This window comes from Rhizobium sp. PAMB 3174, from assembly GCF_052908375.1.
In genome coordinates this window covers 3,418,740-3,444,179 of record NZ_CM128608.1, presented here as the reverse complement: position 1 = coordinate 3,444,179, position 25,440 = coordinate 3,418,740, and the positions used below count along the sequence as shown (strand labels likewise).

Sequence of the window (25,440 nt, the reverse complement as noted above, 5' to 3'; positions counted from 1 at the left end):
TAAACCGTAAGGGAACGATTACTCGTTGCCGCGGTTCTTGAGCGCTGCGCCCAGGATGTCGCCGAGCGAAGCGCCAGAGTCGGACGAACCGAACTGTGCGACGGCTTCCTTCTCTTCTGCGATCTCGAGAGCCTTGATCGACAGCATGACCTTGCGGTCCTTCTTGGAGAAGTTGGTGACGCGGGCGTCGACAACCTGACCAACGGAGAAACGCTCCGGACGCTGTTCGTCACGGTCACGCGACAGGTCGGCGCGACGGATGAACGCGCTGATGTCTTCGTGGTTGACCAGCTTCACTTCGATGCCACCATCGTTGACCGCGGTGACTTCGCAGGAAACGACAGCGTTCTTGCGCAGGTCGCCGGAAGCGGCAGCTTCGCCGACCGAGTCCTTGCCGAGCTGCTTGATGCCGAGCGAGATACGCTCCTTCTCGACGTCCACATCCAGAACGACAGCCTTGACGACGTCGCCCTTGTTGAACTCCTCGATGACCTGCTCGCCCGGACGGTTCCAGTCGAGGTCGGAGAGGTGAACCATGCCGTCAACGTCGCCGTCGAGGCCGATGAACAGGCCGAATTCGGTCTTGTTCTTGACTTCGCCTTCGACTTCAGTGCCGGCCGGATGCGAGTGAGCGAATGCTTCCCACGGATTTTCCAGCGTCTGCTTGAGGCCAAGCGAGATACGACGCTTGGTCGGGTCGACTTCGAGAACGACGACATCGACTTCCTGGCTCGTGGACAGGATCTTGCCGGGGTGGACGTTCTTCTTGGTCCAGGACATTTCCGAAATGTGGATCAGGCCTTCGATGCCCGGCTCCAGCTCGACGAACGCACCGTAGTCGGTGATGTTCGTGACGGTACCGGAGATCTTCTTGCCGACCGGGTACTTCGCGCCGATGCCATCCCACGGATCTGCTTCCAGCTGCTTCATGCCGAGCGAGATGCGGTGGGTTTCCTGGTTGATGCGGATGATCTGAACCTTGACCGTCTGGCCGATGTTCAGGATTTCCGACGGATGGTTGACGCGACGCCATGCCATGTCGGTGACGTGCAGCAGACCGTCGATGCCGCCGAGGTCGACGAACGCACCGTAATCGGTGATGTTCTTGACGACACCCTCGACAACCTGGCCTTCTTCGAGGTTCTGAACGATTTCAGAACGCTGCTCGGCGCGGGACTCTTCGAGAACCGTGCGGCGGGAAACCACGATGTTGCCGCGACGCTTGTCCATCTTGAGGATTTCGAAGGGCTGCGGGTTGTGCATGAGCGGGGTAACGTCGCGGATCGGACGGATGTCGACCTGCGAACGCGGCAGGAAGGCGATCGCGCCGTCGAGATCGACGGTGAAGCCGCCCTTGACCTGGTTGAAGATGACGCCTTCAACGCGCTCGCCGGCTTCGAACTTGGCTTCGAGCTTGACCCAGCTTTCTTCGCGGCGAGCCTTCTCGCGCGACAGAACAGCTTCGCCCAGCGCGTTTTCGATGCGGTCGACGTAGACTTCGACTTCGTCGCCAACCTTGAGCGTGCCGTCCTTGGCACGGGCGCCGAATTCCTTGAGCGGTACGCGGCCTTCGACCTTCAGGCCGACGTCGACGATCGCTACGTCCTTTTCGATTGCGGTCACGATGCCCTTGGCAACGTAGCCTTCAGCGAGATCGTTCGTTGCGAACGATTCTTCGAGGAGGGCTGCGAAATCCTCCCGCATAGAGGTATCTACTGACATGAAATCTCCAAACTGCGATCCGGTGTTCTGGACCGCGCATACGCCGGTGGGTTTGTGTTGAACACGAGGCTGTGGCTTCCTCCGCCCTGTCGTCTTTTCATTTTGCGACAAGGCAAATCCGGCGCGGGGAGTAAAGTTCCAGCCTATTTCACGCTAGCGTCGACAATTGCCTTCGCTGCCTGAAACGCGGCCTCTATACCCATTTCGGACGTATCTATCAAGTGCGCGTCTTCCGCTGGCCGCAAAGGGCTGTCGGCCCGTCCGCTGTCGCGCGCGTCACGCTTGACGATGTCGGCGAGAATCTCGGCGAAATCGGCTTGCTTGCCGCCCGCCGTAATCTCGTCGAAACGGCGCTTTGCGCGCACCTCCGCCGAAGCCGTCACATAGAGCTTCACCGCCGCGTCCGGGCAGACGACCGTGCCGATGTCGCGCCCGTCGAGCACGGTGCCGGGCTCCTTGCGGGAAAACGCCCGCTGCGCCTCGACCAGCGCCCGGCGCACCGACGGCATGACGGCGATCTTCGAGGCCGCTTCGCCGATCTCGTGGGCCGACAGCACCGAGCGGTCGAGCCCGGCGAGATCGACCTTTGCCGCCATCCCGGCCGCCACGGCCTCGTCGTCGAGCGGCAGCCCGGCGTCGAGAAGCGCCTTGGCCGTGGCGCGGTAGGTGAGCCCGGTATCGAGATGGTGAAAGCCGTATTCCCCGGCAATCCGGCGCGAGAGCGTGCCCTTGCCGGCTGCCGCCGGGCCGTCGATGGCAATGGTGATGGTCATGACCGCTTCGCTCTTCTTTAATTCGCTCTTCTTTAAAAAGGGTGCCGTGCCGCAAGTGTGCGCCAGACATAATCGATCCCGCCGGAGCGTCAAGTTGCACCCGCGTCGCGCGACGGGCCCGCACGCGGGTGCGCGGTCTGTCATCCATCCCTGTCATCCATCAAACTTTGCCTTTGACAGAAGCGGGCGCAGGCAGTATGGGGACCGCCAACGTTTTTAACCGGCATGGCCCGGTCTGGCGGCATGAACCGCTTTTTTCCGGCACATATTCAAGAGGCTTTGACAGTGGCAAAAGCAGAACTTGGAACGAAACGCATCTGCCCCGACACGGGCAAGAAGTTCTACGACCTCAACCGCAACCCGGTTGTTTCTCCCTATTCCGGCAATTCCTGGCCGCTTTCCTTCTTCGAGGAAACGTCCGCCATCGCCGTGATGGAGAAGGAAGAGGAAGAGGACGTCGCGGAAGTCGATACCGAGAACAACGAAGTCGAGCTGGTTTCCCTCGAGGATGCCGACGGCAACGATTCCGGCGACGATATCCCGGATATCGGCGATGATGACGATGTCGACCTCGGCGATGATGACGATGACGACACCTTCCTCGAAAGCGACGATGACGACGACGACGACGACATGACCGGCCTGATCGGTGTTGGCGGCGACGACGACGAGACCTGATTTTGCCAAGGCGAGCCCGGTGCCGACAAAAAAATTCCGGGCTCGCGATTTTGGGGCTTGCCATCTTCCGACACAGGAAGTAGTAAGCCGCCACCCGACGGGCTGAAGCCCACCGGGAACCAGCATCCGGTCAGACCGGAACCCTTGGAATGGGGCTATAGCTCAGCTGGGAGAGCGCTTGCATGGCATGCAAGAGGTCAGCGGTTCGATCCCGCTTAGCTCCACCAAATTTTTCCTATATCACGTCTTGTCCACCGGCTTGCTGCGCAGGCGCATGACGGTTTCGCGTTCGGCGCGGCGGCAGCTGACGGGCGGCAGACCCTTGGCGATCTGGCCGACATCCTCCAGCACGCGACGGCCGATGTCCTGAAGCGCGCTGGTGAGCGCTCCGGCGCGGTGCGGGGAAAGCAGCGTGCCGGGAAGCGCGCGCACCGGGTCGTCTGGCGCGACCGGCTCCTCCGGGAAGACATCGGTCGCAAAGCGGATATGGCCTGAGCGCACGAGCTCGCCGACCGCCTCGAAATCGGCGACCGCGGCGCGTGACAGCAGGATCAGCGACGCGCCCTTCTGCATCTTCGGCAGATTGTTCGCATTCAGAAGATGCTGGTTCTCCGTGGTGATCGAGGCGACGACGAAGACGAACCGGCTTTTCGTCAGCACCTCGTCAAGGCTCGCCGGTGTCACGCCGATGCGCTCCAGATGGCCGGCCGGCAGCCACGGATCGAAGACGCGGATCGTCTTCGGGCGGAAGCCGGGCAGCAGCGCGAAGAGCGCGCGGCCGAGATCGCCGAAGCCGATGAAGCCGAACTCCGAGCCCGTCAGCAGTTCCGCCTCGCCATTGCCTTCCAGCCCGTAGCGCTCGCTGCCTTCGGCAAAGCGCTTGTGCTCGCTGTGAATGCCGCGCGCCAGCGAGATCGCCATGCCGAGGCCCATTTCGGCGACCGGCAGGGCGAACACGCCGCTCGGTGCCAGCACATGGATGCCGCGGGCGAAGCAGGCGTCATAGTCGATGTTCGGCAGGAAATTGGTCTCGACGTTGAAGATCGCCTTCAGCTTCGGTGCGCTGGCGAGTCGGGCATGGTCCATCGGCTGCTGGCTCATCAGGATTTCGCAGTCGGGCAGGTGGCGACTGTAGAACGCCTCCCGGTCGCCGCCCTCGTAGGCCACGACGTCATGCTCGGCCATCAGCCGGCGATAGTCTTCCGCGTCGAAAATCTCGGCGGCCGTGCGCGGCGCCGGATCCAGAATGATGCGCATGCTTTTCCTCCCGAATGCGTTTTGCGGCATCCTACAAAAAAAGAATGGTGATGTATTGCCGTGTCAGAAACACAAAGCGGGCATCGTGTCGCCCCCGAGCTCGCCGGCGGGCTTGCAGTCTGGCGTCCGGTGGCCGACAATCTGGATGACGTTGTCGCCAAGGGCATTCCGTATCTGGCCGAGGCGGCAAAGCGGGCAGGCATAACAATAGAGGCACCATGAGCAGACAATCCGTGTCGGTCGACGAGCTCGTCGGGATCATCAGGAATGCGTCTTCCGGCAATCGCATCATCGTCGCGGTTGCCGGGCCGCCGGGATCCGGAAAGTCGACGCTTGCCGAGGCGCTCGTCGAACGACTGAACGCCATGGAGGCCGGAAGTGCTGCCGTCCTGCCGATGGACGGTTATCACTACGACGACATGGTGCTGGTACCGCGCGGGCTTAGGCCCCGCAAGGGCGCGCCGGAGACCTTCGACGTCGCCGGCTTCCGCCACATGCTGTTGCGGCTGAAGGCCAATGACGAGCCGGAGATCGCCGTTCCCGTCTTCGATCGCTCGATCGAGATCGCCCGCGCCGGTGCGCGCATGATCGGCCGCGAGGTCCGCTATCTGATCGCCGAGGGCAATTATCTCCTCCTCGAGGAGGATCGTTGGCGCGACTTGAAGGACTGCTACGACATCACGGTGATGATCGAGGAACCGGAGGCGGTCTTGCGCGCGCGCCTTGAGGATCGCTGGAAGGCGCTGACCGGCCAGGCTCTGATCGACAAGATCGATGGCAACGACCTGCCGAACGGCCGGCGGGTGTTGACCGGCAGCGTGGACCCGGATTACGTCGTTTCGGCAAGCTGAACCGCGTCGCCCGGCGGCATCTCGCAGCAATCAACTGTCCAATTTTGGGAGCATCCCGCCTTCGCCATTGAAGGCGGGCCACCTGTTCGCATAGGTTGCGCCAACTCACCGAGAAGGACAATGAAATGAACAGGTTGTTGCTTGCCACCGCTGCGGCGGTGTTCGCGGCCTCGTGTCCGCACGCCTATGCGCAGGACATTTTGGGACCGGGTGCCACCTATAACTGGAGCGGCTTCTACGCAGGTTCGTTTGCCGGCGGCGGCAAGGCGAAGAGCGATATTACCAGCCGTACCGAGGGATATAACACGGATACTTCCTTTGCGGTGAATCTGAGCGACAGGGCTGCCAATATCGGAAGCTTTGCAGGCTTCAACTGGCAGGCAGGAAACTTTGTCTTTGGCGCCGAAACGGAACTCGGTTCCTTTCACGCGTCCTCAGACAAGCGCGTCGGAGGCTACGACGGCCTTGAGGGCAGCTTCGACATGAGTCTGCTCGGCTCAACACGCGCGCGTGTCGGGTTCGCCTTGGAAAATATACTGATCTACGCCACGGGTGGTCTTGCCTACACCGACGGCAAATACTCATGGACAGCCCATCACAACTCTCTCAGGGATGCCTCCGGTGGGCACGACTTCAAAACCGGTTACGTCGTCGGTGGTGGCGCCGAATATGGGATCACGCCTAACCTGTCGGTCCGTGCGGAGGCGCTCTACTACGACTTCGGCAAGGATAGCTTCCAAGGTGAGACGTCCGGCGGGGAAAGTGAAGAGCCCGGCTCGGAACGCATCACCGGAACGCTCTCCGCCACCGTCGCCCGCATCGGCATCACGTATCGTTTCTGACGCCCTTCGCCCGGCGTTCGGAAACGTTTGACGGGAGCGGCTGGCCGCTCCCGTCCCTTTATTCCCGGCAATCTATTTCGAAAACAGCGTCACGAAACGCGTGCCGCGCACGCGGATGGTCGTGATGCAGCGCGCTTCGTCGGGCTGCCGGTCGCAATAGCTCGGCGGCATTTCCATCTCGAAGACCATGTTGCCGAACCGCTTGACCATCTCGTAGCTGTAGAGCCGGGCGGTGGCGATCAGGATATAGCCGCCTTCCTTGCCCTGGACGTAGAAATTATACGGGCAACCCTCGTCGTCGCAGTAGAACTGCTCGTGGCCGTCGCAGTTGATCTCTCCTTCATTGACGATCATGTCTGGTATGCCGTCATTGTTGAAGTCGGTCTTTTTGACGAAGTCCGGTCCGAAATCGACCTGGCCGCAGAGCTTGCGGAAATGTTTCATCTCGAAGAGTTCCGGATCGGCAACCGGCGTCTGCTGCGCCAGCGCGGCCCCCGGCGCCACAAGCATGAGGACGATCTGCAGCATCGCAAGGACAGGCACGCGCATGGCCTTCATCTCCGTTCGGTCGTTTCTTGCCCGGCGCTCCAGGACCGGGACCGAACCGGTCCGACGATCATGCTCCGCTCCCTCGGGCAGACTGCTGCGGCAGGCGCCGCTCTCGGCATCAGGCGCCGATGGGCGTGACCGATCGAGGCCTGGCGCTTGTGCCGCGGGGAAAGGCATATTATCCGGGGCTTGTGCCGGGCTCACGTCTGAGGAGGGGGAAATGCCGTTGCTGCAGATTTTCGATTATGCCGGAGTGGCCGTGTTTGCCGCCACGGGTGCCCTTGCCGCATCGCGCAAGCAGCTCGACATCGTCGGCTTCCTGTTTCTGGCCTGCGTCACCGGCATCGGCGGCGGCACGCTTCGCGACATCATCCTCGGCTCTCGTCCGATCTTCTGGGTCGAGAACCCGTCCTACATCCTCGTCTGCGTGGCTGTCGCGCTGCTCATCTATTTCACCGCCCACCTGGTCGAATCCCGCTATCGCTGGCTTGTCTGGCTGGATGCGATCGGGCTTGCCGCCTACTGCGTCATGGGGGCGGCGAAGGGGCTTGCGGCCACCGGATCGCCGGTCATCGCCATTGTCACCGGCATCATGACAGCAGCCGTCGGCGGCATCATCCGCGACGTTCTGGCAGGCGAGCCGAGCATTCTTCTGAGGCCGGAAATCTACATCACCGCGGCCATGGCAGGCTCCATGGCCTTCACCATTGCCGATCTGGCGGGCCTTGGGATTGCCGTTGCTGCCCTGGTCGGCTTCGTGGCGGCCTTTGCCGTGCGCGGCGGTGCGCTGGCCTTCGGCTGGACGATACCGCCCTACAAGGCGCGTGCCGGCCGCCATCCCGATGATGTCATGTGATCCTGGTGGTCGCCGGCCCCGTTTGAGCCGGCCGGGCGTCAACAGCCCTTGCGGCGCAGGCGAATTACCACGTCGACATGGGCGATTTCCATGCCTTCCGGCGGCTCCGGCAGATTGTCGATGCTGATATTGCCGACCGGAATGTCGAGCACCTCGTTGCGGCCCTCGACGAAGAAGTGATGATGGTCGGAGATGTTGGTGTCGAAATAGGTCTTGGCACCTTCCACGGCGAGAACGCGGATCAGGCCGGCCTCGGTGAACTGGTGCAGCGTGTTGTAGACCGTGGCAAGCGAGACCGGAACGCCAGCGTCGGTGGCTTCCTCGTGGAGCTCCTCCACCGTCAAGTGACGGTCGCCCTTGGCGAACAGAAGCTCGGCCAGCGCCACCCGCTGACGCGTCGGACGAAGCCCGCACTTGCGCAATCTTGTTTCTGAACCCATATCGGTTTCAGCGGTCATCCACAAAACTCCGGAGCCCGAACGCTCGAGCAGTTAAACTTGTCTCTGGGATATAACTTTAACAAGCGGCGCTTTCAATAGGTTCAAGGGGGCCAAAGGCCCGGTAAAATGGCGGAAATCCAAAAATTGAAGCGATTGCCTCTGGCCGTTGGCCTCGCCTTCCTGTATGCGGGCCCGATCAAGGATCGTCGGTGCAGGCGCCCGGAAAAAAGGTGCCGTGCCGACGGAAACGCTTCAAATCGCTTGCGGCGCGCTTTAAACATGGTGTCGTTGCCGACAAGAAAATGAGGGGGAAAGCAGACAACATGGGTACCCGACAGTCCAGCTATACATATGAGGAAATCCTGACCTGCAGCCACGGCCAGATGTTTGGCCAGGGCAATGCGCAGCTTCCCCTGCCGCCCATGCTCATGCTGCACCGGATCACCGAGATTTCCGAAACCGGCGGACCGAACGACAAGGGCTTTGCCCGCGCCGAGTTCGACATCACGCCGGACCTGTGGTTCTTCCCCTGCCATTTCGAAGGCGATCCGGTCATGCCGGGCTGCCTTGGTCTCGATGCGCTCTGGCAGCTGACCGGCTTCTACCTCGGCTGGCTCGGCGAGCCCGGCAAGGGCCGCGCCCTGTCCACAGGCGAGGTCAAGTTCACCGGCCAGATCACGCCGGAGACGAAGCTTGTCGAATTCGGAATCGATTTCAAGCGCGTCATGCGCGGCCGTCTGGTCCTCGGCATTGCCGACGGCTGGGTCAAGGCTGACGGCGAGCTGGTGTTCAAGGCCTCCGACCTGCGGGTCGGCCTGTTCCAGGAAAAGGCGGCCTGACGCCAACCCTTCGCCGCTGACGCGAACGATCCGGTCCGGCCGACATTTCCGGCCGTCCGGGCACAGTAAAAAGAAAAGGTCCTCCATGATGAGACGGGTAGTTGTAACGGGTCTTGGGATTGTGTCTTCGATCGGCGCCGACGCCGCGGAAGTCACGTCCTCCTTGCGCGATGCGAAGTCTGGTATTTCCTTCTCGCCCGATTTTGCCGAGCACGGTTTCCGCTGCCAGGTATGGGGCAAGCCCTCGCTCGATCCGACCGACCTGGTCGATCGCCGCGCGATGCGCTTCCTCTCGCAGGGCGGCGCCTGGAACCACGTGGCCATGAAGCAGGCGATCGCCGACTCCGGTCTTGAGGAAAAGGACTACGCCGAAAACGAGCGCGCCGGCATCATCATGGGCTCCGGCGGACCGTCGACAAAGCAGATCGTCGAGGCAGCCGACGTGACCCGCAAGAACGGCAGCCCGAAGCGGGTCGGTCCGTTCGCGGTGCCGAAGGCGATGTCTTCGACGGCATCCGCGACGCTTGCCACCTGGTTCAAGATCCACGGCGTCAACTATTCCATCTCGTCCGCCTGCTCGACCTCTGCGCATTGCATCGGCAACGCCGCGGAAATGATCCAGTGGGGCAAGCAGGACGTGATGTTCGCCGGCGGCCACGAGGATCTCGACTGGACCATGTCCAACCTGTTCGACGCCATGGGCGCCATGTCGTCCAAGTACAACGACACGCCGGCAACCGCCTCGCGCGCCTACGACGTGTCGCGTGACGGCTTCGTCATCGCGGGCGGCGCCGGTGTGTTGATCCTCGAGGAACTGGAACACGCCAAGGCCCGCGGCGCCAAGATCTACGCGGAAATCACCGGCTACGGCGCCACCTCCGACGGCTACGACATGGTCGCGCCTTCGGGCGAGGGGGCAAAGCGTTGCATGCGTCAGGCGCTCGCCACCGTTAAGGGCGAGGTCGACTACATCAACACGCACGGCACCTCGACCCCGGTCGGCGACTCGAAGGAAATCGGCGCGATCCGCGAAGTCTTCGGCGACAAGATGCCCCACATCCAGTCGACCAAGTCGCTGACCGGCCATTCGCTGGGCGCGGCAGGCGCACAGGAAGCCATCTATGGCCTGCTGATGATGCAGGAACGCTTCATCGGCGAAAGCGCGCATATCACCGAGCTTGATCCGGAATTTGCCGGCGTGCCGGTCGTTCGCAAGCGCATCGACAACGCCAAGATCGATACCGTGCTGTCCAATTCGTTCGGCTTCGGCGGGACCAACGCCACGCTCGTCTTCCAGCGTTACGAGGGATAATGCCGATGAGCGGTATCATGAACGGCAAGCGCGGCCTCATCATGGGCGTCGCCAACAACCACTCCATCGCCTGGGGCATCTCCAAGGCGCTGGCCGCCCAGGGGGCGGAACTGGCCTTCACCTATCAGGGCGAGGCGCTCGGCAAGCGGGTGAAGCCACTGGCGGCCGAACTCGGTTCGGATTTCCTTCTGCCGTGCGACGTCGAGGATCTCGCATCCGTCGACGGTGTCATCGAGGCGATCAAGGAACGCTGGGGCAAGCTGGACTTCGTCGTCCACGCCATCGGCTTCTCCGACAAGAACGAGCTGAAGGGGCTTTACGCCGATACCACCCGGGACAATTTCTCCCGCACCATGGTCATCTCCTGCTTCTCCTTCACCGAGATCGCCAAGCGGGCGGCCGAGCTGATGGAGCCCGGCGGCGCCATGTTGACGCTGACCTATGGCGGCTCCGTCCGCGTCATGCCGAACTACAATGTCATGGGTGTTGCCAAGGCGGCGCTGGAGGCCTCGGTGCGCTATCTGGCGTCCGACTACGGTCCGCGTGGGGTGCGCGTCAACGCCATCTCCGCCGGCCCGATCCGCACGCTGGCCGGTGCCGGCATTGCCGATGCCCGAGCCATGCTGTCCTGGCAGCAGAAGAATTCGCCTCTGCGCCGGACCGTCACCATCGAGGACGTCGGCAATTCAGCGCTCTATCTGCTGTCTGATCTGTCTGGTGGCGTGACCGGCGAAATCCACTATGTGGATGCGGGTTACAACGTCACGTCTATGCCGACGCTCGAAGCCCTGCGCGCCAGCGACAAGGACTAGTTTTTCAAAGGGGGACGGGAGGGCCGGTAACGGCCCTCGGTGCCTGCGTTCAGCGGATGACGCCGCGCAGCAGCGCCAGGCTGACGGCATGCAGGCGATTGTTGGCGCCGAGCTTCTTCTGGGCGTCGGTCAGGGCGGTATTGACGTCCGGTTCCGTCATATTCATCGAAATCGAGATTTCCGCGTTCTTCTTGCCCTCTGCGACAAGCTTCAGGCAGGTGCGTTCAATCTCGGATAAATCACGATACGGCGCCGCAGACGACGCGTGTTCCTTGCTGGCCATTCGGGCGTTCTTTCCTAATTCCGGCAAGCTCACCGGCTCTGGCCGACCGGCATTCGTCCGCGTCATGGCACCAGGATAATCACGGCGAATTGCCGTGTTGCTTTTTGAAGTCCCCATATATGAATAGACCTCCGTTGCGTCTTTCACAGATCGTGCCAGAGTTTTACCTTTTGACAAGTCGCGAAATCCTATGAGGCGCGACCGGTTTTCGCTGTGCAGCGTCAGCGTGCGCTCTCGCGCAACTGACTGGGGGAGGCGGAAAACCATCTGAGAAAAGAGCGTGTCAAAGCGCTTTGAGCCGAGTATCCGAGGCGATAGGCGACTTCGCTGAAGGGAAGATCGGTGCTGGTGACGAGCCTGAAACCGAGTTGTCGCCGTTCCTCGTCCTTCAGATTCTGGAGGCTGTAGCCGCTCTCGGCAAGGCGCCGCTGCAACGTTCTCTGCGAAATGTTGAAATGTCTGGCGATGTCGCCGATACCGTCGGTTCCCCGCTCCGTATTGGCCTGAACATACTGCCGGACCCGGGTAATGAAATCGGTCGCCTGCCGGCTCTCGGGGATCATCTGCCGGCAGAGTAGCGACATCATCTCGAACAGCCGCTGGTCCGCCCGCGGGTTTTTCAGGTCAAGCAGGGCCGCCGGGAAAAACAGGATGTTTCTCGGGTGCGCATACGAGATCTGCTTGCTCAGCAGCTGCCTGAAAACACTTGCGGATTCGGGTGGCGGACGCTCCAGGCAGATGCGCACGCGATCGGATTTCTCGCCGACGATCGAACGAACATGGCGGAAGATCAGTGCCACCGACATGTCGACAAACTGATCCCGCTTGAGGATCAGCGGCGAGAAGGTCCAGGCCGCTTCTATGCCGCGGCTGTCGGCCGTCATCGTGATGGTATCGACCTCGCTTGCAAACTGGATATTGTCGCAGAGGAAGGTTACCATCGCCCGGAAATCGGGTGCGGTCATCAGCCCGTAGCCAAACGGTCCGGTGGAGCCGAGGGTGAAGATGGAGGCGCATTTCAGGCCGAATGCCTCATCGCCGCTGATGACGGCGCATGCCTCCATGAGCCGGCAGATCCGGTCGATACTGATCCGGCTGGAGATATCGGAGAACTGGGCGGGGTCGATGCCGAGGCTGGTGCACAGAGGCGCAATATTGATACCGTAGCCTTCCGCATGCTTCGCTATTGCCGAGGCAAGGCCCGCGGCAGCGGTCGGTTCAGGGTGGTCAATATTGTTAGACATCTACTGAATGGCGCCAAAAGAATTCAGATTGACGTCAAAAGTAAACCTAAAATCCCGCCGAGTCTAACAAATGTGCGGAGATTGACCTTGCACCCAGAAAAGACCGCTTAATACCGCAGGCAACGTTATCGGGCGCCCCAGAGTACCTTGTAGCGGGCGTTCCGGCATGTCTCGCCGAACTGCCGGAAACTTGCCGCCATCACATCCTCGTAAGGAAGGCCGCGATTGGCGACCAGCATCAGCCGCCCGCCGCTGCGAAGCGCGCCGGCTGCCGCCTTGATCAGCGTCTGGCCGAGCAGCGGGTCGGCCGCATGGCCTTCGTGGAAGGGCGGGTTCATGATCACCAGATCGTATTTCTCCTTGACCGCCTCGCCGGCGAGATCCTGCCAGAAGAAGCGGGTGGCGAGACGCGGGCAATTGGCGGCAAGGTTTGCCTTGGCCGCTTCCAGCGATGCGTGGTCGGCCTCGAACAGGTCGATCCGCTTCGTCGCCGGCGACTTGTCGGCCAGTGCCACGGAAAGGTAGCCCCAGCCGGCGGCGAAATCGGCGGCGAGGCCGTCGAAGTCGGTCGGCAGCCGCGAGGCCAGCAGTTCGGAACCGCCATCGACGCGGTCATGCGAGAACATGCCGGGCGCGGCCCTGAAGCGTCCCTCGACGGAAACCGGAGAAGACGAAAAGATCTTCAGCGCGCCGGAAATGTCCTCGGGCCGGGCAAACCAGACGGCGACGCCATGATACTTCGGCATGTGCTCCGGTGCGTAGCCGAGGGCGGCGAGGCGCTTTCTGAGCGGCTGCACGCCGTCCTCCTTGCCGCCGGCAAGAACGATCATGCCGCCGGGCACGACGCGCTCCAGCGCGGTCGCAAGCCAGGCTTCGTTGGCGCCGCGATGCTTGCCGCAGAGGATCAGCGCACCGTCATAGCCTTCGCCTTCGATCTCCGGCGTCACGGTGACGCCCGCCTGGCGCTGCAGCGCGTTGTAGAGCGGCCGGAAGCCCTGCACGCAGGCAATCGACGCATCGAAGCCCTGAGGGCGCTGGAAGCCGGCCTCGGCGCCCAGGAACAGGATACGGGCGTCTGCGCCCGGCGCGGCGATGACGTCGGTGGCAAAGGGATGGAAAAGGGTTTTCAGCGCGTCGCGGCTCATGGGCGTGTCTCGGGTTGCATCAGGCAACAATGGCAAGCGGTCCCGTTTCGGCGGAAGCGCTCCGGATAAAGAAAAGGCGCGGAGATATGCCCCGCGCCTCGAATGATGTGAGGTGAGGGCCGATTACTCGGCCGCTTCTTCCTTCTTCTTCTGCGGGATTTCCTCGCCGGTCGTCTGGTCGACGACCTTCATGGAGAGGCGAACCTTGCCGCGCTCGTCGAAGCCCATCAGCTTGACCCAGACCTTGTCGCCTTCCTTGACGACGTCCTGGGTCTTGGCAACCCGTTCCGAAGCCAGCTGCGAGATGTGCACGAGGCCGTCACGCGAACCGAAGAAGTTGACGAAGGCGCCGAAGTCGGCGGTCTTCACAACGGTGCCTTCGTAGATCACGCCGACTTCCGGTTCTGCGACGATCGAATGGATCCACTTGCGGGCCGCTTCGATTTCCTTGCCGGAAGACGAGGCGATCTTGACGGTGCCGTCGTCCTCGATGTTGATCTTCGCGCCGGTCTTCTCGACGATTTCGCGGATGACCTTGCCGCCCGAACCGATGACTTCACGGATCTTGTCGACCGGGATGTTCATCACTTCGATGCGCGGAGCGAATTCGCCGAGCTGGGCGCGGCCTTCGCTGATCGCCTTCGACATTTCGCCGAGGATGTGCTTGCGGCCGCCCTGTGCCTGGCCGAGTGCGACCTTCATGATCTCTTCGGTGATACCGGCGATCTTGATGTCCATCTGCAGCGAGGTGATGCCTTCGGCGGTACCTGCAACCTTGAAGTCCATGTCGCCGAGGTGGTCTTCGTCACCCAGGATGTCGGAGAGAACCGCGAAGCGGTCGCCTTCGAGGATCAGGCCCATGGCGATACCGGCAACCGGCTTTGCCAGAGGAACGCCGGCGTCCATGAGAGCAAGCGAGGTGCCGCAGACGGTCGCCATCGAGGACGAACCGTTCGACTCGGTGATTTCCGAGACGACGCGCAGCGTGTAGGGGAACTGTTCCGCCGTCGGCAGCATCGGGCGGATGGCGCGCCATGCGAGCTTGCCATGGCCGATTTCGCGGCGGCCCGGGGAGCCCATGCGGCCCGTTTCACCGACCGAGTAGGGCGGGAAGTTGTAGTGCAGCAGGAAGCGTTCCTTGTACATGCCGGTCAGGCTGTCGACATACTGCTCGTCTTCGCCGGTGCCGAGCGTGGCAACGACGATCGCCTGCGTTTCACCGCGGGTGAAGAGCGCCGAACCGTGCGTGCGCGGCAGGATGCCGACTTCCGAGACGATCGGACGGACGGTTTCGAGATCGCGGCCGTCGATGCGGCTCTTGGTGTCGAGAATGTTCCAGCGGACGATCTTGGCCTGCAGGTGCTTGAAGATCGCGCCGATTTCCTCGGCCGTGTACTTGGCTTCGCCTTCTTCCGGCAGGAAGTGCGCCTTGACCTTCGCCTTGACGGCGTCGACGGCGGCGTAGCGGGCAGCCTTTTCGGTGATCTTGTAGGCGTCGCGCAGTTCGGTTTCGGCGAGCTTCAGCATTTCGGCTTCGAGTTCGGAATGATCTTCCGGTTCGAATTCGCGCGGCTCCTTGGCGGCAACTTCGGCGAGCTTGATGATCGCGTCGATGACCGGCTGGAAGCCCTTGTGGCCGAACATGACGGCGCCGAGCATGACGTCCTCGTTCAGTTCCTTGGCTTCGGACTCAACCATCAGGACGGCGTCCTGCGTGCCGGCGACGACGAGGTCGAGGGCGCTTTCGTCCATCTCGTCGAGATGCGGGTTGAGAACATATTCGCCGTTGATGTAGCCGACGCGTGCGCCGCCGACCGGGCCCATGAAGGGAACGCCGGAAAGCGTCAGCGCGGCAGAAGCGGCAACCATCGACAGGACGTCCGGATCGTTTTCAAGGTCGTGCTGGACGACGGTGACGACGACCTGCGTGTCGTTCTTGTAGCCTTCCGGGAACAGCGGGCGGATCGGACGGTCGATCAGGCGGGAAACCAGCGTTTCCTTTTCCGACGGACGGCCTTCGCGCTTGAAGTAGCCGCCGGGGATCTTGCCGGCTGCGTAGGTCTTTTCCTGGTAGTTGACGGTCAGCGGGAAGAAGTCCTGGCCGGGCTTCGGAGCCTTTGCGGAAACGACGGTGGCGAGAACGACGGTTTCGCCGTAGGTCGCCAGAACGGCGCCGTCAGCCTGACGGGCGATCTTGCCGGTTTCCAGGATGAGCGGGCGGCCCGCCCATTCAATTTCCACCTTGTGGGTCTCAAACATATCTTGTCCTTACATATGCGGCCCGACCGTCCGGCAAAGCGCGTGGCGCGCTTCAGGATGGTCAGGCTCCGCTTTTTGGGCGACACATCACGGGCAAGACAACGGGAGGCTTTCGTCACTTCCCCCACCCTTGGCGGGAAGTCCGGCGCAGCTCCCGATGGTCGGGGACATGCGCCGCAGCCGGCAATCAGCCCGGCAAAGCATCCGGCAATCCTGCCCCATGACAGGTCGACGTTTGTAGTCTCGGCAGGACCGGCCCATCCGGTCTGCCAGTGTCCGACGCGAACGCGGCGGACGGTCTTTTCATCGAGGCGCTCTGCCCCGAATGAGAACCGGCGGGTCGGCCAGGCCGCCCGCCGGAAATTCGCTTAGCGGCGGATGCCGAGGCTGGCGATCAGCTTCGAGTAACGAGCCTCGTCCTTCTTCTTGAGGTAGTCAAGAAGCGAACGGCGGCTGGAAACGAGCTTGAGAAGACCACGACGCGAGTGGTTGTCCTTCTTGTGGCCCTTGAAGTGTTCGGTCAGGTTGGTGATCCGCTCGGTCAGGATGGCAACCTGGACTTCCGGCGAACCGGTGTCGCCTTCGACGGTTGCGTATTCCTTGATGAGGGCAGCCTTGCGCTCTGCAGTGATCGACATCGTGTTTCCTTTCTTGGATAACGAGGATTGAGAAGCCGCCAGAAGCCGGGATGTCGTCCAGCCTTGGCCGTTAACGCGATGGGATAACCCAAAGCTGGCGCCGCTATAACCGAAAACCATGGCAAATGGAAGGGGCGGCGTTTGGGGGCGTCTCCCTGCCGTCGCCGGAGAGGACAGCAAGTCCGCACAAGGCGAAGCCGCGTGCATGGACGCGCTTGGTGAGGGGTATGTGGTGAACGCTGCCGACAACCACACCCTCATCCTCGGGCTTGTCCCGGGGATCCAGCCGGCTCGCGTCTGCGAGCCGAAGGAACTGTCTTCCGCGCCCAAGGACTTGGGCGCACTGGATCCCCGCCACAAGGGCGAGGATGAGGGAGGTGTATTGAGGCACCGCCATACGCCAGCGCCTCAAACTTTCTGTTGACCGCCCGCAGGGGCGGGACGACACTTGCGGGAACGACAAGGGAGGAGGAACCCGCATGGCAGGTGAGGACCAGTGGCGCCACATGGCGAGCGCGCCGAAGGACGGCAGCCGGATTCTGGTGACGGTCCGCTCGTCCGAACAGGGGCCGGCGGAAGTCGACCTCGCCTACTGGGCGCATGGCGACCACCACGGCGGCGAGGGCTGGCGGGCCTCCGACAGCGCGCCGGGCTGCATCATCGAATATGCCGAGCCGGAGCTCAAATGCTGGATGCCGATGCCGTCGGCCAATGTCGCCCGCGCCGCCATGCCCGCCCCCTGGGAAGGCGAGGACGCCGAGGAACTGGACGGCTCGGGGATCTGAACCGGTCGCCTGCGGGCCCGAAGAAGAGTGTCCCGCATCCAGGGATCTAGACGCGATTTTGGACCGGGCCGCGCTGGATCCCCGCCACAAGGGCGAGGATGAGGGCGTGTGATGGTGGCGCCTCGCCCGAAATCCCTCTTCTCCCCTTGGGGAGAAGTGCCGAACGCAGTGAGGCGATGAGGGGTTCCCATAGACGTTTGATAAGAACCCCTCATCCGGCCCTTCGGGCCACCTTCTCCCCAGGGGGAGAAGAGGGGGCAGAAAATGCCGTTCGCCATATTGCCCATCCTTCATCATCCGCAACACCTTTCGCCCGGCAGGCGTCCGCCTCCGGGGTTTTCGTCCGTATCGATGTCCCGACCGCCAGCGATCGGATGGGGCGTTTCGAGCGCCTCAGGGTATTTTTTATAGTGTAGCGTTCGAAACGCCCCGCCTTCGGCTGCTGCCTTGCGAACTTGGATCTCACAGCCCGGTTCTCCGTCTCCTCCAAGAGGATCGGGACGATGTGCAGCGAACCGTATGTCAGCCTCCGCATCCCTGGGATGCACGTCGGAGAGGGCCTGCCTTTCCCTTTACTCCGCCGGGTCACCGTTTCTCGCAAGGCCCGGCGACCGTCGAACGACGACCGATGGTCCTCCTTTAAGGGGAGCACCCTATCCGGAAGCTGCGTCTGCCCCCGAACCCGGAACCGGCCCCGCTCGCCGCCACGCCTGGCGGTGTATCCGTACGGGACGGGAGTATTATGGCAGGTGCGGAGAGGGGGTGGAAAAGGGGGGATGAATTTTTTTGGGGGGGGGTGGGGAGGGGGGGGCGAGCGAGGACGGTTCGAATGAATGGGTGGTTTCGATGGCGGATATGGGGCCGGAAGTGGAATGGCGGGTTTAGACGCAACCGATAAACAAGGTGGACTTTGGTTGGCTTTCGGATAATGCCAGCGTTGCGCCCAATGAAGACATTCAATCGCTTCCAGCTCAATCCTAAAAGCCAAAATTCAATTATTACAGGCGCTTTTTCGCAACATATATGATCGCTATGCATGCATTTTCTGGCATTCGCCTGAGACCCGCTGTATGAACAAATAATTAAATATAAGTAGATTAAAGAATATGTAGATGGCGAATCGAACCAAACGACAGCATTTCGTTCCGCGTTTCTATTTGAGCAATTTTTGCGATGCGGACGGTTACATTTGGACTCATGATAGTCGGAGGGGTGATGCGAGGCGCTCGACGCCGGAAAACACAGGCTTTGAAACAAATATTTATTCTCCGGAGGTGGAAGGCGGAAAGCGGTTTGATGAGATCGAAGATTTTCTTGCTAAGATCGAAGGCGCGGCCGCGCCTCTTCTTACCCGCCTCCTAAAAGGTGAAAAACTCGATTATGACGAGAAAGCCACGATGGCCCGTCTCATTGCCAGTATGTTCGTTCGAAGCCCTGCACAAATTCGCCAAATCGCAGTGAATGCTGGTGAGATGGCAAGTTGGGCCGCAGCAATGCACGCCGAGCACGATCTGAATTCCAAGCAGAAATGTGGTGGAGATACAAAACTGGAAGAGGAGGTGCTTGATTATTTGGGAAGAAAGGACGCTTTGAAGATGAATGTGGACAGGCGTGCCGGACTCATGAGCTTTATACAATTGGAGCCGATCTCTCGTCTGATCGAAAATATGACATGGTCCTTTGAAGTTTCCAAAGATGAGGAGTTGATTACGAGCGATAACCCGGTTTTCTGGGTTCCATCAGAAGCCATTCCAAGTTCACCCTATGGATTTGGTCTTGCGCACAGGCTCGCCGTGATTCCATTTCCTTTGTCTCCATCACTAATGCTGCGAATCGATCATGCTAACCCACGGCCTTGGCAAAAACATCTTTTGGACAAGCGCCGCGCGAAGCTAGCCAACAAAATGCGAGCGCAACATAAAGATCATTGTCTGTACTATCGCACCCATCATGATGGCCTTCATAAACTCGGAATGAAATACTCCGCACCGGTTCAACAGTTGGTGTCTGGCTATTCGGGGCCGGAGGTGAAAGTGGTACGAAAACTCAAGGATTAGAGGTCGGATACAATGCCGGTATTTTGAATCGATCTCCAAAATACATATCGCGATCAAAAGTCTTCTTTGTCCCCAAACATAGTCACTTGCTCACGCCGTAGCGAAAGCATGGTCTCCACCGCACAAAAGACCTTTGCCGCATAGCAACGATCGGCAGCTATTGAGAAGCAAGGCTTAAAGCTCTAACGCTTGAGATGTGGACGCATACCAGCCGTTTAGAGAGTTAAAGGCAAGAGGAAGCTACTGTTACCTCCCCGTCATCCCGGACTTGATCCGGGATCCAGCCAGCGCGCGTCTGCGCGCTGAAAGAACAATTCTTCAAGCAGAGTCATGCGCGCCGTGGACACGGCGCGGCTGGATGCCGGATCAAGTCCGGCATGACGGAGTGTGTGGGTGGCGTCGGTGAAGTGGCCGAACGTCGGCGGGGATGGGGTCGCCCCTTCTCCCCTTGGGGAGAAGGTGGCCCGCAGGGCCGGAGGAGAGGTTCTGAGCTGGCGTAAGATGAGGGAACCCCCTCATCGCCTCGCTGTGCTCGGCACTTCTCCCCAAGGGGAGAAGGGGATGCCGTCAAGCGTCCTCCGCCGCTTGCCCAAACATTCTTCTTGAATTCTATTCACCGCCGGTGAACTTCCCAATCGCGATCAGCATTTCTCCCTGTCATCCCGGACTTGGATACCGGGATCCAGCCAGCGCGCGTCTGCGCGCTGAAAGAACAATTCTTTAAATGGAGTCATGCGCGCCGTGGGCACGGCGCGGCTGGATGCCGGATCAAGTCCGGCATGACGGAGTGTGTGGGTGGCGTCGGTGAAGTGGCCGAACGTCGGCGGGGATGGGGTCGCCCCTTCTCCCCCTGGGGAGAAGGTGGCCCGCAGGGCCGGATGAGGGGTTCTCAGCTGGCGCAGGAGGAGGGAACCCCTCATCGCCTCGCTGTGCTCGGCACTTGACCGGGGCGAGCCGACGGTCTCGCCCGTCCTTCGTACCCCCAAGGGGAGAAGAGGAAGCCGTCAAGACGCGTATGCTCGGCACCTGAGGGGGCGAACGTGGTGGTCCGCCCCCGATCAGATGTTACATTGCGGGAAGGACGGTGATGTCGCGGAGGTCGCCGTCGACGCCGCCGACCGCGCCGACTTCGGTCGCGGCACCGGTTTCCAGATTGACGGTGTAGAGCACCTTGCTGGCGACCAGATAGGCGGTGTTCTTGCCGCCTTCCATGCCCTGGATGTCGAAGGCGTAGGTCGCGGGCATGTCCTTGATGCCGAGCTTGCCGATGGCCTTCAGCGTGCCGTCGTTCGGCTTGGTCTGCTGGATGAGCGCGCCGATCGTCGCGTCGATGTTGTACATCGCGGTCTTTTCCGGCTTGCCGATCGAGTTGATATAGGCGGCCGAGACGATGTTCGGGGTTTCACCCTTGTGCATGTCGCCGTCCTCGAAGGCAAGCGAGCCGTCGACCGTGACGGCGCCGGTATCGGGGTGGACGCGGTGATTGGTCGTGCCCGTCATGAAGCGAAGGCGGTCGGCCATCGGGTTGAAGTCGACGACGACGGGGGCGTCGGTCATCGGCAGCGTCTTGTCCATCGTGGCGACGTCGGTGGCAGCGCCGGTTTCCGGGTCGATCGTCACGATCTTGTGGTCCGGTGTCACACCGATCACGGTGCCGTTTGCGGGGCGGAAGTCGACCCCGACCAGCTTGTCGACGCCCGTGACCTCCATGGTCTTCGCGACGTCCGGCTTCTCCGTGTCGAACATCACGAGGGTCTTGTCGCCGATGAGGCCGAGAACGGGGGCGGCAAGGGCATTTACTGCGGTGCCGGCCACGAGGACGGAGGCAAGCAGGCTGAGGGTGATCGTCTTTGTCATGTCATTCTCCCATTGGGTTTTTCAAACGGAAGCAGTCTGGCGGCGGCCAATTCCTGCTTCCTGTGGGGTAGACACGCCGGAGCTGCCATTTGGATGCAGCACCGAAAAAAATAATTTGCGCTGCATCTAATTGAGCATCTCTCGGTTATAGCTGTTGAAGGAAAAACCGATCCGCGGGATCAAGATCGCATTGGACGAGGAGGCTGCCGAATGCTGATGGGCGTCGCGCCGGAGGAACTCGAACGCCGGCTGGTGGCCTGCGCCGCCGGCGATCGCACGGCGCTCCGCGCCATCTTCGAGGTCGAGGCCGGGCGGCTTGTGGCGGTGGCGCAGCGCATCGTCCGACGCCGTGACCTGGCCGAAGAGGTCGTCCAGGAAGCCTTCATCCGGATCTGGACCCATGCCCACCAGTATGATCCCGCGCGCGGCTCGGCACGCGGCTGGATCTACGCCATCGTGCGCAACCGGGCGCTCAACATGCTGCGCGACGGCAAGCGGGAATATGGAAGCGAGGATATCGTGGCGCTTCAGGAGCGCGAGACCTCCGACGAGGTCATCGACGCCTGGAACCGGCTCGACCGCAACTCGCGTCTCTACGGCTGCCTCGGTGCGCTCGACGAGAAGAACAAGCGCGGCATCCTGATGGCCTATGTCGGCGGCTATTCCCACGGCGAAATCGCGGGACGGCTCGGCCTGCCGCTGGGGACGACCAAGTCCTGGATCCGGCGGGGGCTGGCGGCGCTGCGGGAGTGCATGGCATGACCTTCGAACGAGATGACATCCACGCCATCGCCGACGAATACGTGCTCGGGCTGCTTGAAACTGCCGAGGCGGCGGAAGTGGAGGCCGAGATGGAACACGACGCCGATCTCAGGAACGCCGTGGCCGCCAGCCGCGAGCGGTTTCTGCCGCTCGACACCAGCATTGAACCGGCGCCGGTCGATGAGGCGCTGTGGCAAAGGATACAGGGCGCACTGCCCGAGCAGTCGCGCGTTGCGGCGCGGTCGTCGCCACCGCCCGCCAATGACAATCGCCTCAAGGTCTGGCGCGCCACCGCGATTGCGGCCATGGCTGCGACCATCCTGCTTGTCGGCGGGCTGACGGCGTCGCTCATGCGCACCGTCGAGCCGGTCGTCATCGCCGTGCTGCTCGATGAAACGGGCCAGGTTCAGGCGGTGGTCGAGGATTTCGGCAATGAAAACGCCACCATCCAGCTGCTGGCCGACATCTCCGTTCCGGCCGACAGGACGATGCAGGTCTGGACCCTGCCGTCGAAGGAGATGGGGCCGGTGTCACTCGGCCTGATCGAAGGCACGCGCTCGACACGGCTCGACGGGCCGGCATTGCCGCGCCCGAAGGACCACCAGCTCTACGAGATCACGCTCGAGCAGCGTGGCGGTTCGCCGACGGGACGGCCGACAGGGCCGATCCTCGCCAAGGGCTTCGCACAGTTGCCGCGATAGCGGAGCAAGGCTGGCGGCTTTGGCGGCAATTGGTGATCGATTACCCGGAACACCCGCCGCGGCCGGAACTTCCCGCTGCCCGGCCGACGTACACGTCAGAAACCGGGCGCTTCGACCCGGTCAGGGCCGGTCGTATGTGAACGATGTCAGCAAGGAGGTCACGAAGTTGCTCGCCTTTTCCTTGACCAGCACTTCCGTCCATTCATCCGTCCCGCGCAGCCGAAGGTCGGAATGAATGCTGTCGACGGCGGCCTCCTCGATGCGCTTGATGTTCGCAAGAAAGGCGACCTCTCCATCCGCGTGATAAATGTCGCGGATCACCATTCGAAGGATTTCCTGAATGGCGATCTGCCACGCCGTGTTGATCGCCTGCAGCTCGACGGGAGTCTCTGGCATGGTGGGCACCTTTCGATAGGACGGATTACCTGGCGGGGGGTGGAAATCGCCGAGCGCGTCCGGTTGGTCGTTGCCGCAGGATCGCGCGGCCTGGCATAGCCGGCCGCATGACCCGGATCCGGACGTCAGGCCTGTCTGGCCTTCCGGTTGGCGTAGCGCCGGTCGCGCTCCGCCTTGCGGGCGGCCTCGTCTTCAAGCACCCGCGCGATGCGATTTTTGTCCGCAGACTCGCGGGCGTCGATTTCGGCGCGTTCTGCAGCATCCGCAGCCATCTGCCGTTCCAGGGCCTCCCTGGCGCTTCTCTCGGCGTCGGCACGCTTCAGCCGCTGCCGCTCGAGGCGTCGCTCTTCCCTGGCCGCGGCGGCAACCGCGCGTTCCGCCTGTCTTGCTTCCCTGGCGGGATCGGCTGCACTCTTGGCCGCCTGGTAGGCAGTGAGAAGAGCGGCCTTGGCATCCATGGAGGCGCCGCGGCGATCGGATATGTCGTTGTTTCTGGAGTTCTTCAAATGCTTGTCCTGCAAATCGTGTGTATCAAGCCCGGCTTGTCCTGGCCCGTTCAGCAAGGGGAGAGACGGTCGTCGCCTCGCGAGCCCTCAATTCCCTGACAAGACGGGCTGCACGAAGCCGCCGGGTGCTTGTCGTTCGGGCCAGGGCGGGCGAAGAATTGAGACCGGGTATCGGTGAAGGCCATCTCCGCCTTCCGGCGAGATCCGCCATGCCCTTGGTAATTGGTCGTTTCCCGGTCGGGGCGGCCTGATGCCGCGCCAACAAAAAAGGCCAGGCAATTTGCCTGACCTTGCGGGTATCTTGCTCTCGACAGTGCCAGTACATCCGTGGTCAAGGGAGAGCGGATACCGGGATGTTTCAGACGGCCTGGAGGTTGCAGGCCGACATCTTGCCGGACTTGTTGTCGCGTTCCAGCTCGTAGCCGACCTTCTGGCCTTCTGTGAGTTCGCGCATTCCGGCGCGCTCGACGGCAGAGATGTGGACGAACGCATCGGCGCCGCCATTGTCAGGCTGGATGAAGCCGAAGCCCTTGGTGGAATTGAACCATTTTACTGTGCCATTGGTCATGATGAACCCTTTCAAAGCATAGATTAAAGGACCGTGCAGCGGATGCTACGCGGATAAAACCGACTATTTTTGAAAGAAAAGTTCGCTAAGAGCGCGGTGCCAATCGCGCGGTAGACAAAGCTCGGCAAGCAAAAGATCGATGAACTATATTTAGGGTGCCTTGGGATGAATGTCAACCGGCGGATTTTTATTATTACTATATCGACTTTTTATTTGCCGGCGCGCCGGGGCAAGGCCGGCGTTTCGCCAAAGCGCACCGGGCCGCGAAGACGGGGCCTTTGGACCCATTCGCGCGACACCCGCAGGGCTGATTTCCAAGCCGGAGCGGACGCCCGGCCGGGGCTGGGCGACACTGCTGTTTGCAGGCGAGAGAACGCCTAGCCGAACACCCGCCGTGGCCGGAACTCGCCGCCGGCAATCTCGCCGATGGCGATCAGCTTGCCCTTGACCGTCGCATAGGCGTCGTCGGCGCCGAGCGGCGCGTCGCGGCCGCGTAAGAGGATGGGGTTGCCCATCCGGAGGCGGTGGGCCTGGTCTTCGGTGACGGGCACGTGCGGCAGCGAGGAGAGCGCTTCCGCGGTGTCGATCAGGAAGGCGTCGAGTGCGGCGAGACGGGCGTCCTGGTCCTCGATTTCTTCCAGAGCGGTCAGCTTTTCGAGCGGCACCATCTGCGCCTCGCCGAAGGGGGCGACATAGGTGCGGCGCAGCGCCGAGACATGGCCGTAGCAGCCAAGGTCGCGGCCGAAATCGCGGGCGAGCGAGCGGACATAGGTGCCCTTGCCGCACTCGACCTCGAAGAAGGCGCGGTCGGCTTCGGTCTTCAGGAGCGTCAGGCGGAAGATTTCGACCTCGCGGGCGGGGATTTCGACCGTCTCGCCGTCGCGGGCCATGTCATAGGCGCGCTCGCCGGCGATCTTGATCGCCGAAAACTGCGGCGGGATCTGCTCGATGACGCCGGTATAGTTCGGCAGGATGGCGCGGATCGCCTCTTCCGTCGGCCGCGCGTCGGAGGACTGGACGACATCGCCCTCGAGATCGTCGGTCGCGCGCTCCTCGCCCCAGGTGACGGCGAATTCGTAGATCTTGCGGCCGTCCATGACGTAGGGCACGGTCTTGGTGGCGTCGCCGAGTGCGATCGGAAGCATGCCGGAGGCGAGCGGATCGAGCGTGCCGGCATGGCCGGCCTTCTGCGCCTTATAGAGCCACTTGATCTTGGAAACGGCCTCGGTGGAGCCGAAATCGAACGGCTTGTCGAGGATCAGCCAGCCGGAAACCGGCCGGCCCTTGGGCTTGCGAGGTCTGGACATA

General features: G+C 62.0%; 27 protein-coding genes and 1 tRNA gene. 13 read left to right on the top strand and 15 right to left on the bottom strand.

Features of this window, described 5'->3' with window-relative positions:
* Positions 1-18 precede the first annotated feature (18 nt).
* Positions 19-1,722: a 30S ribosomal protein S1 gene (gene rpsA / locus ACU5AY_RS16615; RefSeq protein ID WP_446825782.1), complete on the bottom strand. Its 1,704-nt coding sequence runs from the start codon at positions 1,720-1,722 to the stop codon at positions 19-21.
* Between the two features lie 143 nt (positions 1,723-1,865).
* On the bottom strand, positions 1,866-2,495 hold the full coding sequence (gene cmk / locus ACU5AY_RS16610; protein ID WP_446827031.1) for a (d)CMP kinase: 630 nt from the start codon (positions 2,493-2,495) through the stop codon (positions 1,866-1,868).
* A gap of 285 nt (positions 2,496-2,780) precedes the next feature.
* On the opposite strand from cmk, the gene ACU5AY_RS16605 reads away from it, so the two are divergent.
* Together ACU5AY_RS16605 and ACU5AY_RS16600 are read left to right on the top strand one after the other, a co-directional pair.
* A complete protein-coding gene (locus ACU5AY_RS16605; protein ID WP_446825780.1) occupies positions 2,781-3,173 on the top strand; it encodes a TIGR02300 family protein in 393 nt (130 codons plus the stop codon).
* Between the two features lie 151 nt (positions 3,174-3,324).
* A tRNA-Ala gene (locus tag ACU5AY_RS16600) sits at positions 3,325-3,400 on the top strand.
* Between the two features lie 13 nt (positions 3,401-3,413).
* Here ACU5AY_RS16600 and ACU5AY_RS16595 read toward each other — a convergent pair.
* The gene (locus ACU5AY_RS16595; RefSeq protein WP_446827030.1) at positions 3,414-4,430 is read right to left on the bottom strand and encodes an NAD(P)-dependent oxidoreductase; all 1,017 of its coding nucleotides are present in this window, start codon (positions 4,428-4,430) and stop codon (positions 3,414-3,416) included.
* Between the two features lie 60 nt (positions 4,431-4,490).
* Between ACU5AY_RS16595 and ACU5AY_RS16590 the strand changes: the two genes are divergently transcribed.
* The 3 genes from ACU5AY_RS16590 (at position 4,491) to ACU5AY_RS16580 (ending at position 6,123) form a co-directional block, all read left to right on the top strand.
* Entirely contained in the window at positions 4,491-4,652 is a 162-nt protein-coding gene (locus ACU5AY_RS16590; RefSeq protein WP_446827029.1) for a hypothetical protein, read from the top strand.
* The gene (locus ACU5AY_RS16585; protein ID WP_446827028.1) at positions 4,649-5,281 is read left to right on the top strand and encodes a nucleoside/nucleotide kinase family protein; all 633 of its coding nucleotides are present in this window, start codon (positions 4,649-4,651) and stop codon (positions 5,279-5,281) included. Before ACU5AY_RS16590 ends, ACU5AY_RS16585 begins: the two co-directional genes overlap by 4 nt.
* Before the next feature lie 125 nt (positions 5,282-5,406).
* Complete coding sequence (locus ACU5AY_RS16580; protein WP_446827027.1) at positions 5,407-6,123, top strand: outer membrane protein; 717 nt, start codon at positions 5,407-5,409, stop codon at positions 6,121-6,123.
* Positions 6,124-6,195: 72 nt separating this feature from the next.
* Here ACU5AY_RS16580 and ACU5AY_RS16575 read toward each other — a convergent pair whose 3' ends face one another.
* Positions 6,196-6,672 carry a hypothetical protein gene (locus ACU5AY_RS16575; RefSeq protein ID WP_446827026.1) on the bottom strand — a complete coding sequence of 159 codons (477 nt, stop codon included), beginning with the start codon at positions 6,670-6,672 and terminating at the stop codon, positions 6,196-6,198.
* 220 nt (positions 6,673-6,892) lie between these two features.
* On the opposite strand from ACU5AY_RS16575, the gene ACU5AY_RS16570 reads away from it, so the two are divergent.
* On the top strand, positions 6,893-7,528 hold the full coding sequence (locus tag ACU5AY_RS16570) for a trimeric intracellular cation channel family protein (RefSeq protein ID WP_446827025.1): 636 nt from the start codon (positions 6,893-6,895) through the stop codon (positions 7,526-7,528).
* A 38-nt stretch (positions 7,529-7,566) separates the two neighbouring features.
* Here ACU5AY_RS16570 and irrA read toward each other — a convergent pair whose 3' ends face one another.
* The gene (gene irrA, locus ACU5AY_RS16565) at positions 7,567-7,986 is read right to left on the bottom strand and encodes an iron response transcriptional regulator IrrA (RefSeq protein WP_446825773.1); all 420 of its coding nucleotides are present in this window, start codon (positions 7,984-7,986) and stop codon (positions 7,567-7,569) included.
* 305 nt (positions 7,987-8,291) lie between these two features.
* Between irrA and fabA the strand changes: the two genes are divergently transcribed.
* From fabA to fabI, 3 genes are all read left to right on the top strand, one after another.
* Positions 8,292-8,807 (top strand): 3-hydroxyacyl-[acyl-carrier-protein] dehydratase FabA, encoded by a 516-nt coding sequence (gene fabA, locus ACU5AY_RS16560; protein ID WP_446825772.1) that lies wholly within the window; start codon positions 8,292-8,294, stop codon positions 8,805-8,807.
* 88 nt (positions 8,808-8,895) lie between these two features.
* On the top strand, positions 8,896-10,119 hold the full coding sequence (fabB, locus tag ACU5AY_RS16555; RefSeq protein WP_446829042.1) for a beta-ketoacyl-ACP synthase I: 1,224 nt from the start codon (positions 8,896-8,898) through the stop codon (positions 10,117-10,119).
* A 5-nt stretch (positions 10,120-10,124) separates the two neighbouring features.
* Positions 10,125-10,931, top strand: coding sequence for an enoyl-ACP reductase FabI (gene fabI / locus ACU5AY_RS16550; protein ID WP_446825771.1), 807 nt, complete (start codon positions 10,125-10,127; stop codon positions 10,929-10,931).
* 49 nt (positions 10,932-10,980) lie between these two features.
* Here fabI and ACU5AY_RS16545 read toward each other — a convergent pair whose 3' ends face one another.
* The 5 genes from ACU5AY_RS16545 to rpsO form a co-directional block, all read right to left on the bottom strand.
* Complete coding sequence (locus ACU5AY_RS16545; RefSeq protein ID WP_446825770.1) at positions 10,981-11,391, bottom strand: helix-turn-helix domain-containing protein; 411 nt, start codon at positions 11,389-11,391, stop codon at positions 10,981-10,983.
* Between the two features lie 44 nt (positions 11,392-11,435).
* Complete coding sequence (locus tag ACU5AY_RS16540; protein ID WP_446827024.1) at positions 11,436-12,458, bottom strand: AraC family transcriptional regulator ligand-binding domain-containing protein; 1,023 nt, start codon at positions 12,456-12,458, stop codon at positions 11,436-11,438.
* Positions 12,459-12,583: 125 nt separating this feature from the next.
* On the bottom strand, positions 12,584-13,603 hold the full coding sequence (locus tag ACU5AY_RS16535) for a class I SAM-dependent methyltransferase (RefSeq protein ID WP_446827023.1): 1,020 nt from the start codon (positions 13,601-13,603) through the stop codon (positions 12,584-12,586).
* Between the two features lie 123 nt (positions 13,604-13,726).
* Positions 13,727-15,862, bottom strand: a complete 2,136-nt coding sequence (gene pnp / locus ACU5AY_RS16530; protein WP_446827022.1) for a polyribonucleotide nucleotidyltransferase — start codon at positions 15,860-15,862, stop codon at positions 13,727-13,729.
* Between the two features lie 368 nt (positions 15,863-16,230).
* Positions 16,231-16,500, bottom strand: a complete 270-nt coding sequence (gene rpsO / locus ACU5AY_RS16525; protein WP_261931662.1) for a 30S ribosomal protein S15 — start codon at positions 16,498-16,500, stop codon at positions 16,231-16,233.
* A 479-nt stretch (positions 16,501-16,979) separates the two neighbouring features.
* On the opposite strand from rpsO, the gene ACU5AY_RS16520 reads away from it, so the two are divergent.
* Complete coding sequence (locus ACU5AY_RS16520) at positions 16,980-17,285, top strand: hypothetical protein (protein WP_446827021.1); 306 nt, start codon at positions 16,980-16,982, stop codon at positions 17,283-17,285.
* A 1,112-nt stretch (positions 17,286-18,397) separates the two neighbouring features.
* Positions 18,398-19,342, top strand: a complete 945-nt coding sequence (locus ACU5AY_RS16515; RefSeq protein ID WP_446827020.1) for a DUF4238 domain-containing protein — start codon at positions 18,398-18,400, stop codon at positions 19,340-19,342.
* 1,065 nt (positions 19,343-20,407) lie between these two features.
* Here the strand turns inward: ACU5AY_RS16515 and ACU5AY_RS16510 are convergent.
* Positions 20,408-21,199 (bottom strand): DUF4394 domain-containing protein, encoded by a 792-nt coding sequence (locus ACU5AY_RS16510; RefSeq protein ID WP_446827019.1) that lies wholly within the window; start codon positions 21,197-21,199, stop codon positions 20,408-20,410.
* A 216-nt stretch (positions 21,200-21,415) separates the two neighbouring features.
* Between ACU5AY_RS16510 and ACU5AY_RS16505 the strand changes: the two genes are divergently transcribed.
* Positions 21,416-21,961, top strand: a complete 546-nt coding sequence (locus tag ACU5AY_RS16505; protein WP_446825971.1) for a sigma-70 family RNA polymerase sigma factor — start codon at positions 21,416-21,418, stop codon at positions 21,959-21,961.
* Positions 21,958-22,662: an anti-sigma factor gene (locus ACU5AY_RS16500; RefSeq protein WP_446827018.1), complete on the top strand. Its 705-nt coding sequence runs from the start codon at positions 21,958-21,960 to the stop codon at positions 22,660-22,662. The genes ACU5AY_RS16505 and ACU5AY_RS16500 overlap by 4 nt, the downstream gene beginning before the upstream one ends.
* 120 nt (positions 22,663-22,782) lie before the next feature.
* Here the strand turns inward: ACU5AY_RS16500 and ACU5AY_RS16495 are convergent, their stop codons facing one another.
* From ACU5AY_RS16495 to truB, 4 genes are all read right to left on the bottom strand, one after another.
* Entirely contained in the window at positions 22,783-23,058 is a 276-nt protein-coding gene (locus ACU5AY_RS16495) for a hypothetical protein (RefSeq protein ID WP_446827017.1), read from the bottom strand.
* Between the two features lie 125 nt (positions 23,059-23,183).
* Positions 23,184-23,564: a DUF6481 family protein gene (locus ACU5AY_RS16490; RefSeq protein ID WP_446827016.1), complete on the bottom strand. Its 381-nt coding sequence runs from the start codon at positions 23,562-23,564 to the stop codon at positions 23,184-23,186.
* Positions 23,565-23,922: 358 nt separating this feature from the next.
* Positions 23,923-24,132, bottom strand: a complete 210-nt coding sequence (locus ACU5AY_RS16485; protein WP_446825758.1) for a cold-shock protein — start codon at positions 24,130-24,132, stop codon at positions 23,923-23,925.
* A 377-nt stretch (positions 24,133-24,509) separates the two neighbouring features.
* The gene (gene truB, locus ACU5AY_RS16480; RefSeq protein WP_446827015.1) at positions 24,510-25,439 is read right to left on the bottom strand and encodes a tRNA pseudouridine(55) synthase TruB; all 930 of its coding nucleotides are present in this window, start codon (positions 25,437-25,439) and stop codon (positions 24,510-24,512) included.
* Between the last annotated feature and the right edge of the window lies 1 nt (position 25,440).